The sequence below is a fragment of the Granulicatella elegans ATCC 700633 genome (assembly GCF_000162475.2).
GTDB lineage: Bacteria > Bacillota > Bacilli > Lactobacillales > Aerococcaceae > Granulicatella > Granulicatella elegans.
This window is the reverse complement of record NZ_KI391971.1, coordinates 1,026,088-1,038,876: the sequence shown is the minus strand read 5'-3', so window position 1 is coordinate 1,038,876 and position 12,789 is coordinate 1,026,088. Positions and strand designations below refer to the sequence as shown.

The 12,789-nt window shown below is 33.8% G+C and carries 11 protein-coding genes; 10 read left to right on the top strand and 1 reads right to left on the bottom strand.

Annotation, left to right across the window (positions count from 1 at the left end; genetic code table 11):
* Nucleotides 1-5: 5 nt before the first annotated feature.
* The 8 genes from era (at nucleotide 6) to pip (ending at nucleotide 6,592) form a co-directional block, all read left to right on the top strand.
* Nucleotides 6-914: a GTPase Era gene (gene era, locus HMPREF0446_RS04930; protein WP_006702501.1), complete on the top strand. Its 909-nt coding sequence runs from the start codon at nucleotides 6-8 to the stop codon at nucleotides 912-914.
* A gap of 9 nt (nucleotides 915-923) precedes the next feature.
* Nucleotides 924-1,727 (top strand): DNA repair protein RecO, encoded by an 804-nt coding sequence (gene recO, locus HMPREF0446_RS04925; RefSeq protein WP_006702502.1) that lies wholly within the window; start codon nucleotides 924-926, stop codon nucleotides 1,725-1,727.
* A gap of 129 nt (nucleotides 1,728-1,856) precedes the next feature.
* A complete protein-coding gene (ruvA, locus tag HMPREF0446_RS04920; RefSeq protein WP_006702503.1) occupies nucleotides 1,857-2,453 on the top strand; it encodes a Holliday junction branch migration protein RuvA in 597 nt (198 codons plus the stop codon).
* 14 nt (nucleotides 2,454-2,467) lie between these two features.
* Complete coding sequence (gene ruvB, locus HMPREF0446_RS04915; protein WP_006702504.1) at nucleotides 2,468-3,466, top strand: Holliday junction branch migration DNA helicase RuvB; 999 nt, start codon at nucleotides 2,468-2,470, stop codon at nucleotides 3,464-3,466.
* Nucleotides 3,467-3,486: 20 nt separating this feature from the next.
* Nucleotides 3,487-4,524: a tRNA preQ1(34) S-adenosylmethionine ribosyltransferase-isomerase QueA gene (gene queA / locus HMPREF0446_RS04910; RefSeq protein WP_006702505.1), complete on the top strand. Its 1,038-nt coding sequence runs from the start codon at nucleotides 3,487-3,489 to the stop codon at nucleotides 4,522-4,524.
* Nucleotides 4,525-4,545: 21 nt separating this feature from the next.
* A complete protein-coding gene (locus HMPREF0446_RS04905) occupies nucleotides 4,546-5,145 on the top strand; it encodes a uracil-DNA glycosylase family protein (RefSeq protein ID WP_040507555.1) in 600 nt (199 codons plus the stop codon).
* A complete protein-coding gene (locus HMPREF0446_RS04900) occupies nucleotides 5,145-5,636 on the top strand; it encodes a thiol peroxidase (protein ID WP_006702507.1) in 492 nt (163 codons plus the stop codon). Before HMPREF0446_RS04905 ends, HMPREF0446_RS04900 begins: the two co-directional genes overlap by 1 nt.
* Nucleotides 5,637-5,650: 14 nt before the next feature.
* Nucleotides 5,651-6,592, top strand: coding sequence for a prolyl aminopeptidase (gene pip / locus HMPREF0446_RS04895; protein ID WP_006702508.1), 942 nt, complete (start codon nucleotides 5,651-5,653; stop codon nucleotides 6,590-6,592).
* A gap of 75 nt (nucleotides 6,593-6,667) precedes the next feature.
* On the opposite strand, the gene HMPREF0446_RS04890 is transcribed toward pip, so the two are convergent.
* Nucleotides 6,668-8,191: an AMP-binding protein gene (locus HMPREF0446_RS04890; protein ID WP_006702509.1), complete on the bottom strand. Its 1,524-nt coding sequence runs from the start codon at nucleotides 8,189-8,191 to the stop codon at nucleotides 6,668-6,670.
* A gap of 156 nt (nucleotides 8,192-8,347) precedes the next feature.
* On the opposite strand from HMPREF0446_RS04890, the gene gtfA reads away from it, so the two are divergent.
* Nucleotides 8,348-9,790: a sucrose phosphorylase gene (gtfA, locus tag HMPREF0446_RS04885; protein ID WP_006702510.1), complete on the top strand. Its 1,443-nt coding sequence runs from the start codon at nucleotides 8,348-8,350 to the stop codon at nucleotides 9,788-9,790.
* Between the two features lie 194 nt (nucleotides 9,791-9,984).
* Nucleotides 9,985-12,618: a bifunctional acetaldehyde-CoA/alcohol dehydrogenase gene (adhE, locus tag HMPREF0446_RS04880; RefSeq protein ID WP_006702511.1), complete on the top strand. Its 2,634-nt coding sequence runs from the start codon at nucleotides 9,985-9,987 to the stop codon at nucleotides 12,616-12,618.
* Nucleotides 12,619-12,789: the final 171 nt, after the last annotated feature.

The window sequence follows — 12,789 nt, the reverse complement described above, 5'->3', positions numbered from 1 at the left end:
GTAATATGTCAAAACAATTTAAATCAGGTTTTGTAGCAATTGTTGGTAGACCAAATGTAGGAAAATCTACTTTTATGAATTATGTTTTAGGGCAAAAAATTGCCATTATGTCGGATAAAGCTCAAACAACACGTAATAAAATTCAAGGGGTATATACGAATCAAGATTGTCAAATTGTCTTTTTAGATACTCCAGGAATTCATAAACCGAAGCATGAATTGGGAAACTTCATGGTAGAAAGTGCTTATTCTGCATTAAAAGAAGTAGATGCTGTATTATTTATGGTGAATGCTGCAGAAAAAAGAGGTCCTGGTGATGACTTTATTATTGAAAAATTAAAGAAAATTAAAACGCCCGTCTTTCTAGTGTTAAATAAAATTGATTTAATTTCTCCAGATGAATTGTTAGACCGAGTTGAATCATATCAAGAAACAATTCCATTTGCAGGCATTATTCCAATTTCAGTTTTACAAGGAAACAATGTTCAAGAATTAATGACAACTTTAACGAATCATTTACCAGAGGGACCTCAATATTATCCAAGTGATCAAATTACAGACCATCCAGAATATTTCGTTGTGTCGGAGTTAATTCGTGAGAAAATCTTACATTTAACAAAAGAAGAAATTCCTCATTCAGTTGCAGTTACTGTAGATAAAATGCAAAAAGATGAATTTGATAAAGTACATGTTTATGCCAATATTATTGTTGAGCGACCAACTCAAAAAGGAATTATCATCGGTAAAGGTGGTAAATTACTGAAAGAAATTGGTGTCAGAGCAAGGAAAGATATCGAACAATTACTAGGAAATAAAGTATATTTAGAATTATGGGTTAAAGTTGAAAAAGATTGGCGTAAGAAAAAGAGTCATTTACAAGACTTTGGCTATCGTACAACAGACTATAAAGATTAAGGTGACTTTATGGAATACTTTCAAAAGTTTACCGGCATTGTTTTATTTCGACAAGAATATAAAGAACACGATATGATTGTTAAGATTTTCTCTCGAGAATTTGGCAAGCAAATGTTTTTTGTAAGAAATTTACAACGCTCGAGCCATCCTTTATCTGCAGCAACGTTACCTTTTACAAGAGCTGTTTTTATAGGAACCATTCATCAAAATGGATTTAGCTTTATTAGGGAATGTCTTGAAGTCCAAAATCATCGACGGATATATGAACAAATTGAAGTTCAAGCAGTCATGACGTATATGATGCAATTAGTCGATGCTGTAATGGAAGATCGAATCGTGAATACTGAGTTGTATGATTTATTAGAAAATTGTATTCGTGCGGTGGAAAATGACTTAGATCCATTTATTTTAATGCATTATTTTGAATTAAAAATGTTAAAATATTTTGGAGTGGCCTTTCAATGGCAACAGTGTTGTTTTTGTGAAGAGTCGGTTGGACCGTTTGATATTTCGTTGAAACATCATGGATTGTTATGTTCAAGACACTATGATAAAGATGAGAAGAGATTACAATTAAGTCCAAAAGCAGTGCATATTGCAAGGCTCCTTGTTGCAATGAAATCTCCTTTGCAAATTCAATCATTGAGTCTATCTTCAGAAACAAAAGCAGATTTAAAAAGACTTTGTGACTCATTAATGGACGAATATGTAGGAATTCGATTGAAAGGTAAAAAGTTTATTGATCAAATGGAAGATTGGCAGACTCAATTACAAATTCGTCGAAATAAAATAGATGAAATTACTGACAAATGATATGGACGATAGAATTCAAATCTATCGTCTTTTTTGTACACATTTAATGCTATTTTTCTCAGTAGATTATTAGAATTTAAGCCGTTTTCGTGATACACTAATTAGGATGAAATAAAACGGAGGTATGAGATGTACGAATATCTTAAAGGAGAATTAGTGGCTATTCAGCCAACCTATATTGTCGTAGAAAATCATGGGATTGGATATCAAATTATGTTCGCCAATCCATATCGTATCCAATTAAAATTGAATGAAGTCATTCGAGTAGAGCTTCAACAAATTGTTCGAGAAGATTCGATTACATTGTATGGTTTTTTAAGTGATGAAGAAAAAGAATTATTCCAAAAATTAATTAGTGTTTCTGGTATCGGACCAAAAAGTGCAGTATCGATTTTAGCAAATGATGATGTGAATGGTTTTATTCAAGCAGTAGAATCAGGCAATATTACATACTTAACAAAATTCCCTGGAGTGGGTAAGAAAACTGCTCAACAAATTGTATTAGATTTAAAAGGAAAATTCACGAATATTGTAGTGGAAGAAGTAGCCACTCCAGTAGTAGAAACTGCAACTGGAATTAAACAGTTAGAAGAAGCAAGAGAAGCATTATTAGGATTAGGATATTCTGCAAAAGAAATTACAAAAGTTTGGAAAGAGCTAGAAGCAGCTGCTCCTCAAACAACACAAGAAGCATTATCCATTGCCTTTAAATTATTGATGAAATAGAAAGGAAGAATTGTGTGGAAGAACATCGATTTGTAGATGGTAGTCCCTTAGATGAGCAAGAAGTTTCAACGGAATTATCATTACGACCGCAAAATTTACAACAATATATTGGTCAGCAAAAAGTAAAAGAAGAGTTATCCATTTATATTCAAGCTGCTCGCAGCAGGCAAGAAGCTTTGGATCATGTCTTATTATATGGACCTCCTGGATTAGGGAAAACGACTTTAGCGATGGTCATTGCAAATGAACTAGAAGTAGGAATTAAAACAACGAGTGGTCCAGCTATTGAACGGCCTGGAGATTTGGTTGCTTTATTAAATGATCTAAATGCTGGAGATGTATTGTTTATCGATGAAATTCATCGCTTACCTCGTGTAGTAGAAGAAATGCTCTATTCTGCAATGGAAGATTTCTTTGTGGATATTGTAGTAGGTCAAGGACCAACAGCACATCCCGTTCATTTTCCATTACCTCCTTTCACTTTAGTGGGAGCGACAACTCGTGCGGGTGCTTTATCCGCTCCATTAAGGGATCGTTTTGGAATTGTGTCTCATATGGAATATTATGATGAACAATCCTTAACAGAAATTGTGAAGCGAACAGCTAGTGTATTTGAAAGTGAAATACATGAAGAAGCAGCTAGAGAGGTAGCCCTTCGTTCAAGAGGAACCCCTCGTATTGCCAACCGTTTATTAAAACGTGTGCGTGATTTTTCTCAAGTATATGAAGAAGGTGGCATTTCAAAAGAAATTACGCAAAAAGCTTTGAAAGTCCTTCAAGTAGATGAAAAGGGCTTAGATGCGATTGACCGTAAATTATTGAATGCCATGATTGATTTATATGATGGTGGACCAGTAGGATTAGGAGCGATTGCTGCCAATATTTCTGAAGATGCTGAAACAATCGAAGATATGTATGAACCGTATTTATTACAAATCGGATTTATTAAGCGAACTTCAAGAGGAAGAATGGTGACTCCAGAAGCTTATGTTCATTTGAATAGAAGATATTAAAATAGAAAGATGGAATAAGAATGAATTATACAACTCAAGATTTTGATTTTGATTTACCAGAAGAACAGATTGCTCAAACACCTTTGAAAGATCGAACTTCATCACGTTTATTAGTCGTTAATGAAACAGAACATAGTGTAGAAGATAAACATTTTTCTGAAATTATTGATTATTTAGAAGAAGGCGATATATTAGTTGTCAATAATACAAGAGTATTGCCAGCGAGATTATATGGTGAAAAAGAGGGAACAGGGGCTCATATTGAAGTGCTACTACTACACAATACGCATGGAGATTGCTGGGAAACTCTTGTAAAGCCAGCTAAAAGAATGAAAGTTGGAACAGTAGTATCCTTTGGTGATGGACGATTAAAGGCCACTGTGACAGAAGAATTAGAGCAAGGTGGAAGAATCATTGAATTTCAATACGATGGAGTATTTTTAGAAATTTTAGAATCATTAGGTGAAATGCCATTACCACCGTATATCAAAGAACGATTAGATGATCAAGAACGTTATCAAACGGTTTATGCAAAGGAAAATGGTTCTGCAGCTGCACCAACAGCAGGGTTGCATTTTACAAAAGAATTAATGGAAAAAATTCAACAAAAAGGAATTCAAATTGTTCCGATTACTTTACATGTTGGATTAGGTACTTTTAGACCCGTTTCTGTGGATCATTTAGAAGATCATAAAATGCATTCGGAATATTATCATATTTCAAAAGAAACAGCAGAGGTCATTGCAGAAACAAAGAAAAATGGAAAACGAGTGATTGCAGTAGGAACAACTTCAATTCGTACATTAGAAACAGTAGGTTCAGCTAATCAAGGAGAAATCGTTCCAAGTAGTGGATGGACAGATATTTTCATTTCGCCAGGATATGAATTTAAAGTAGTGGATGCCTTTATTACAAATTTCCACCTTCCAAAATCAACATTAGTGATGTTAGTGAGTGCTTATTTAGGGCGAGACTTTACATTAGAAGCTTATCACCATGCTATTCGTGAACGTTATCGTTTCTTTAGCTTTGGAGATGCTATGTTTGTTTATCGTTAAATCTAGCAGTAGAAATTGGAGATGGTACAATTGTCTTTTGAACAATTAAAAGAACAAATTATGCAGGATGAAGAAAATCTAATTTATACGGAGCAAGGAATTGAACCATTATTTTGGATTCCGGAAACAGCTAAAATTTTAATTATTGGTCAAGCACCAGGATTGAAAGCTCAAGAAAGCCGTAAGTTTTTCTGGGATAAAAGTGGAGACCGTTTAAGAGAATGGCTGGGAATTGATAAAACGTTATTTTACGAATCTGGATTATTTGCAGTCGTTCCAATGGATTTTTACTATCCTGGAAAAGGCAAAAGTGGCGATAAACCACCTAGAAAAGGATTTGCCCCAAAATGGCATCCATTAGTTTTACCATTATTGAAACAGGTTGAGTGTATTTTGTTAGTTGGCTCATATGCACAAAATTATTATTTAAAAGAAACGAAAAAAGAGAATTTAACTGAAACGGTAAGAAGTTACTCTGAATACTTGCCAAAGTATTTTCCATTAGTACATCCTTCTCCTTTAAATATAAGGTGGATGAAGAAAAATCCATGGTTTGAAGAAGAAGTATTACCTGAATTAAAATTGATTGTAAAAAATATTATAAAAAAGGAGAATGAATGATGTTTATTACACGACACAATAACCCATATGAATTAAAAGGAGAATTACCAATAGTAGGAGAAAAAGCTCCTCACTTTTCATTAGAATGCATTCATGGAGAAGTTAAAACTCCAGAATCTTTTGCAGGAAGCGTAACATTAATCAGTGTTGTTCCAGATATTAATACTCGAGTTTGCGATATTCAAACAAAAGCATTCCATAAAAAAATGAAAGAACATCCAAGTATTCAATTAGTGACGATTAGTAAAAATAACAAAGATGAATTTAAAAATTGGTGTTCGGCAAATGATGTTGCAATGGAAATGTTATGCGATGTTGATTTTACATTTGGAGAAGCATATGGCATTTATGTTCCTGAATTAAGCGTAGACCAACGTTCGATTTTTGTGTTGGATCAAAATGGAACAATTGTTTATCAAGAAATTGTTCAAGAAATGACAGATGAACCAAATTATGATGAAGCCATTCAAGTAGCATTAAATCACTTATAATAAGGAGAAAATACATGGAAAATAATACATTATTTCCGCCAATTGAGCCTTATAATGAATTTTATTTAGAAGTTTCTTCAACACATCAAGTATTTGTGATGGAATCAGGAAATCCAAATGGAAAACCGGTTATTATTGTTCATGGTGGACCAGGCGGAGGGTCGAGTCCGATAACTCGCCAATTATTTAATCCAGATGTTTACCGAATGATTCAATTTGACCAACGTGGTTGTGGGAAAAGTTTACCTTTTCTTTCATTAGAGGAGAATACTACGCAATATTTAGTTTCTGATATGGAAAAAATCCGTGAAAAGCTAGGAATTGAAAAATGGGTTGTGTTCGGTGGTAGTTGGGGGACGACTTTATCCCTTCATTATGCTATTCAATATCCAGAAAGAGTTCTGGGATTGATTCTACGTGGGATTTTCTTAGGAAGACAAGAAGATACCGATTGGCTTTACCAAAAAGGGGCTAGTGATTTCTTCCCAGATCAATTTGCACCTTATTTAAATCATATTCCAGTAGAAGAACAAGATAATTTAGTAACAGCTTATTATAAGCGATTGACAAGTGAAGATGCATCTATTCGATTAGAAGCTGCTCGTCAATGGGCTAGATGGGAAGGTGGTATTATTACCTTATTACCTAGGGAAACTATTGGTGAGGAATCAGATGAGGACATGCTTGCAATTGCCATTATGGAATGTCATTATTTCTACCACCATTGCTTTGTAGAAGATGATAATTATATTCTTAATCATGCAAATACATTAAAAGAGATTCCAATTAAAATTGTTCATGGTAGATATGATGTCGATTGTCGTCCAAGTGGTGCATACGATTTAAAACAAAAATTGCCACATGCTGAATTAGTCTTTTCTACTGCTGCAGGACATGCGCAAATGGAACCAACAACGGTAAAAGAATTAATGAGATTTGCAAGAGAATTTGAATAAGCTATTTAGAACAGTTTCGTAAAACAATAAACGCTTCACAACAAGAAAACGAACTTGTTGTGAAGCGTTATTTTATTAGTTAAATAATAATTGTTCTAATGCGCGTCTTTGTACTTTCATCGTTGCTGTTCTTGGAATTTTATCGTATTCCATCATAATTGGTTCATTTAAATGAGGTAAGTTTTCAATGGCTTTAAACCATAATTCCTCTTGGAAGAGTTCTCCATCGGTAATAGCGATGATTGGCTGAGGGTATCCATGGTTATCACGAATAATGACGACTTCTTCAAGGAACGGAAGATGGTCTAATAAATAATCTTCAATAGCTAGTGTACTTTCTACTGTTTCTACTAAATCTATTTGACGGTCATGGAGTAGTAATTCACCTTTATCATTGATAAGGCCGTAATCACCAGTATCCCACCATTCATCGTAAACATTTTCTTGGAATCGATCATCTTCTTTAAAGTAAGTTAAAGCACGTCCTTTAGAATATAATTGGATATTTCCTGCTGTATTCGTTGGTAGAAGTGTACCGTTATTCGTTGCTATTCTTGCCTTTGTAAAATGTTCAAATCCAATTCCCATATTACGGATATTCATTCCTGGTAATGATTCCAAAGTGTGTTTACGAACGATTGCAGGTCCGCATTCACTTTGTCCATAAATTTGTAAATAGATGGCATTTTTCTCACGATTAGTTTTTAAGAAAGTAGCCATTGTTTCTTTATTAATCGCGTCAAATGTCGAATGATAATAGCGAGTATTTTCAAATAATTCTGGATGTGCTTTAGCAAGAGTAGACCATTGAACAAAATTATTCGGATGGGTTTCAATTCCAATTGGTTTAAATCGTTGAAGTAGGTTTTCAATATTAGGAATACTTGGATCTTTAATCGCTAAATAGGGAAATCCTAAACTCATTAAAGAAGATATTCCAATATTAAAACGTGAATGTACTGGAGAAATATGGAATGCTAATAATCCAGTTTCTTCCATTTTTGAAAATATACTCTTTTGAAAAGCTGTTCTCCATCCCATGCTGTTAGCAGAGTGTGCAATTAGTTTAGGAATACCTGTTGTCCCAGAGGTATGTGTCATATAACTAATCTCATTTGGATTAAGAGAAACTAATGGAGTTACCGTTTCAACTTGTTTTTGAATTTCTTGAACAGAAATAGCTTTAGACTTATTTTTTTCTTTTAAAAGGTTAACTTTGTCCTTTGTTTCATCATCATAAATTAACCATGCGTCTTCCAATCGTTCAAAAAATGTATCAATAATGGTAGAAGGAAGATGAGCAGAAGTCATGACAGGAACTGCTCCTAAATATGAAATAGCACAAGCTAACCAATAAGTATCGACAGCAGAAGATTTGTATACCATTACTTTTTCAGTTGTCTTAATTCCTAAACTAGCCAACTGGAAAGCTCGTTTCTGAATGAATGTTAAACTTTCTTTGTAGGTTGTTTCTAGTCCAAATTCAGGAAAAGCGGATAATACTTCATCTAAATATATATTTGTATTTGGAAAATCTATAGAAGCTTTTTCATAATTTTTAAATAAATGTAAAGGTTCATGTTCATAAATGGTAAACATAGTAACATCCTTTCGAAAATAATCTTTATCTAGTATACAGGAGGGATATAAAACTTGCAAAAAAATTTAAGCATACTAGTATGCAAACGTTTTAATATTTGGTAAAATAGATTTATGCAACCGGTTTAATGCTGGTAGAAATAGGAGTTGATAAATGTGCAAATTAAAAACGAAGCGATGCTGATTACTTATTCAGATAGCTTAGGAAAAAATATGAAGGATCTAAAATTTGTTTTAGAAACTTACTTTAAAGAATCAATTGGAGGAGTACACTTACTTCCGTTTTTCCCTTCAACAGGTGATAGAGGATTTGCACCAAGTGATTATACGACAGTTGATCCAGACTTAGGAAGCTGGGAAGATGTTGATGCATTAGGAGAGCAATATTACTTAATGTTTGATTTTATGATTAATCATATTTCTCGTGAATCAAAATTTTTCCAAGATTTCAAAAAGAATCATGAAAATTCTCCTTACAAAGACATGTTTATTCGTGTGCATGAATTTTTCCCTCCTGGACGTCCAACACAAGAAGATATTGATTTGATTTATAAAAGAAAAGATAAAGCACCTTTTCAAACGGTTCAATTTGAAGATGGTACAACAGAAGAAGTGTGGAATACATTTGGTGAAGAACAAATTGATTTAGATGTCAAAAAAGAAATAGTAAAAGCATTTATTCGTGAAACGATTAAAGATATGGCAAGTCATGGATGTTCACTCATTCGTTTAGATGCTTTTGCATATGCTGTGAAAAAATTAGATACAAATGATTTCTTTGTAGAACCAGAAATTTGGGATTTATTAGATGAAGTAAGAGCGGAAGCTGCAAAGTATCAAGTAGAATTATTACCTGAAATTCATGAACATTATTCGATTCAAATGAAAATTGCAGATCATGATTATTTTGTTTATGATTTTGCATTACCAATGGTTGTTTTATATTCGCTTTATAGTGGAAAATCTAACCGTTTAGCAAACTGGTTAAAAATGAGTCCAATGAAACAATTTACAACATTAGATACACATGATGGTATTGGTGTTGTAGATGCTAGGGATTTATTAACAGATGAAGAATTAGACTATACTTCAGAACAATTGTATAAAGTTGGAGCAAATGTGAAGAAAGTTTATTCTAGTGAGAAATACAATAATTTAGATATTTATCAAATAAATAGTACTTACTATAGTGCACTTGGAAACGATGATGCGAGTTACTTACTATCAAGAATTTTACAATGTTTTGCTCCGGGTATCCCACAAATTTATTATGTAGGATTATTAGCAGGAGAAAATGATATTGAACTTCTTGAAGCGACAAAAGAAGGACGTAATATTAATCGTCATTACTATACATTAGAAGAAATTGAAAAAGAAGTTGAACGTCCAGTTGTCAAACAATTATTATCATTATTACGCTTTAGAAATACTTCAAAAGCATTTGATTTGGATGGTGAGATTCAAATTTCAACTCCGGATGAATCAACAATTGAAATTGTACGTTCAAGCGCTGATCATCAATCAAAAGCTCGCTTAGTAGCAAACTTAGCAACAAAAGAATTTACAATTGAAGAAAATGATGTAACAGTCCACTTATAATAAAACATATAGAGGGGAGAAGTTTCTCCTCTTTATATTCAATTTAACGAATATAAGAGTTTTTATGAAAATGAATTTTCAAGCAAAAAGAAAATATTTTCTTAAAATAAATTCGTTTTCACCTATTTACAAAATCGTTGAAATAGGTTATGATAAACATGTGATAAAAATAACAAGCAACGGAGGAATTCCCAGTGAGTGAAGAGAAAAAAGTAGTAGACTCTCAAAAAGAAGTGAATGAATTAGTGGAGAAAGGGCTAGTTGCACTAGATAAGTTCAGATTGCTCAATCAAGAACAAGTGGACTATATTGTAGCGAAAGCATCAGTAGCAGCTCTTGATCAACATGGTGTGTTAGCATTACACGCTGTAGAAGAAACTGGTCGTGGAGTTTTTGAAGATAAAGCGACTAAAAATTTATTTGCATGTGAACACGTGGTTCACAATATGCGTCATACGAAAACCGTTGGAGTTATTGAAGATGACGAAGTAACAGGTTTAACATTAATTGCAGAACCAGTAGGGGTTGTTTGTGGTATTACACCAACAACAAACCCAACTTCAACAGCAATTTTCAAATCATTAATTGCTTTGAAAACACGTAACCCAATCGTATTTGCATTCCATCCATCAGCTCAAAAGAGTTCAGCTCATGCAGCTCAAATCGTTCGTGATGCAGCGATTGCAGCTGGAGCTCCAGAAGACTGTATTCAATGGATTGAACATCCATCAATCGAAGCAACAAATGCTTTAATGAATCATGATGGTATTGCAACTATCTTAGCAACAGGTGGTAACGCAATGGTTAAAGCCGCATATTCATGCGGAAAACCTGCTTTAGGGGTAGGTGCTGGTAACGTACCTGCATATGTTGAAAAATCAGCAAACATTCGTCAAGCTGCTCACGATATCGTAATGAGTAAATCATTTGATAACGGAATGGTTTGTGCTTCTGAACAAGCAGCTATTATTGATAAAGAAATTTATGATGAATTTGTAGCCGAATTAAAGAGCTACCACACATATTTTGTATCAAAAAAAGAAAAAGCATTACTTGAAGAGTTCTGCTTTGGTGTAAAAGCAAACAGTAAAAACTGTGCTGGTGCTAAATTAAATGCTAATATCGTAGGTAAACCTGCTGCATGGATTGCAGAACAAGCAGGATTCTCAGTTCCAGAAGGAACAAATATTTTAGCAGCTGAATGTAGCGAAGTAGGCGAAAAAGAACCTTTAACTCGTGAAAAATTATCTCCAGTTATTGCAATCTTAAAATCAGAATCTCGTGAAGATGGTGTTGAGAAAGCAAGACAAATGGTTGAATTTAATGGTTTAGGACACTCTGCAGCAATTCATACTGAAGATGCTGAATTAGCGAAAGAATTCGGACGTATTGTACGTGCAATTCGTGTAATTTGGAATGCTCCATCTACATTTGGTGGTATCGGGGATGTTTACAATGCATTTATTCCATCTCTAACATTAGGTTGCGGATCTTATGGACGTAACTCAGTTGGGGATAACGTAAGCGTTGTGAATCTATTAAATATCAAAAAAGTAGGGAGACGTAGAAATAATATGCAATGGTTTAAAGTTCCTTCGAAAATCTATTTCGAACGTGATTCAATTCAATACTTACAAAAAATGAAAAATGTAGAACGTGTAATGATTGTAACTGACCAACAAATGGTTAACTTAGGATTCTTACAACGTGTGATTGAACAATTAGAATTACGCCCTAATAAAGTTATTTACGAAGTATTCTCAGATGTTGAACCAGATCCAGATATCACAACAGTTAACCGTGGTGCTGAAATTATGAAATCATTTGAACCAGATACAATTGTAGCTCTTGGTGGTGGTTCTGTAATGGATGCTGCTAAAGTTATGTGGATGTTCTACGAACAACCTCAAATTGACTTCCGTGATTTAGTACAAAAATTCATGGATATTCGTAAACGTGCATTCAAATTCCCTGAATTAGGTGAAAAAGCTAAATATGTTGGTATTCCAACAACTTCAGGTACAGGTTCTGAAGTAACTCCATTTGCCGTTATTTCTGATAAAGCAAATAACCGTAAATATCCATTAGCGGACTACTCATTAACTCCAACAATTGCGATTGTTGACCCAGCATTAGTTATGACAGTTCCAGGATTTGTTACAGCAGATACAGGTATGGACGTATTAACACACGCAGTTGAAGCATATACTTCAACATTAGCGAATGACTACACTGATGGTTTAGCTTTACAAGCAATCAAATTAGTATTTGAAAACTTAGAAAGTTCAGTTAAAAATGGAGACTTCGTATCAAGAGAAAAAATGCATAATGCTTCTACAATGGCTGGTATGGCATTTGCCAATGCATTCCTTGGAATGTCTCACTCAATGGCTCACAAAGTTGGTGGATTCTTCCATACAGTACACGGACGTACAAATGCAATCTTACTTCCATATGTTATCCGTTACAATGGTACTCGCCCAGCTAAAGCAGCTACATGGCCTAAATATAACTACTACCGTGCAGATGAAAAATTCCAAGACATTGCAAGAATGTTAGGATTACCTTCATCAACTCCTGAAGAAGCAGTAGATGCATTAGCAAAAGCTGTTTACGAATTAGGAGAACGTGTAGGAATTGAAATGAACTTCAAAGCTCAAGGTGTAGATGAAAAAGAATGGAAAGAAACAATCCACGAAATCGCATTATTAGCATATGAAGATCAATGTTCACCAGCGAACCCTCGTTTACCAATGGTAGCTCATATGGAAGAAATTCTTGCTGATGCATACTATGGTTACGCAGCTCGTCCAGGACGTTTAAAATAATCATTTAGATTAAAAAAAGCGTAGTAGTCTTTTGACTATTACGCTTTTTCTTTATATAAAATTTTACTGTTTTATTGAAAACTAATACAGATGTTCAGTTTATTTTAATACAGATTTATGGTATACTATTGAAGAAAATTAAAGGTTGATAGTTTAAACTTTTAATGTGTT

What these genes read in the sequence shown, in the direction of transcription:
- pip (WP_006702508.1), top strand. Translation starts at nt 5,651, where the DNA reads ATGGAAAATAATACATTATTTCCGCCAATTGAGCCTTATAATGAATTT.
- ruvA (WP_006702503.1), top strand. Translation starts at nt 1,857, where the DNA reads ATGTACGAATATCTTAAAGGAGAATTAGTGGCTATTCAGCCAACCTAT.
- HMPREF0446_RS04900 (WP_006702507.1), top strand. Translation starts at nt 5,145, where the DNA reads ATGTTTATTACACGACACAATAACCCATATGAATTAAAAGGAGAATTA.
- era (WP_006702501.1), top strand. Translation starts at nt 6, where the DNA reads ATGTCAAAACAATTTAAATCAGGTTTTGTAGCAATTGTTGGTAGACCA.
- recO (WP_006702502.1), top strand. Translation starts at nt 924, where the DNA reads ATGGAATACTTTCAAAAGTTTACCGGCATTGTTTTATTTCGACAAGAA.
- HMPREF0446_RS04890 (WP_006702509.1), bottom strand. Translation starts at nt 8,191, where the DNA reads ATGTTTACCATTTATGAACATGAACCTTTACATTTATTTAAAAATTAT.
- HMPREF0446_RS04905 (WP_040507555.1), top strand. Translation starts at nt 4,546, where the DNA reads ATGGTACAATTGTCTTTTGAACAATTAAAAGAACAAATTATGCAGGAT.
- queA (WP_006702505.1), top strand. Translation starts at nt 3,487, where the DNA reads ATGAATTATACAACTCAAGATTTTGATTTTGATTTACCAGAAGAACAG.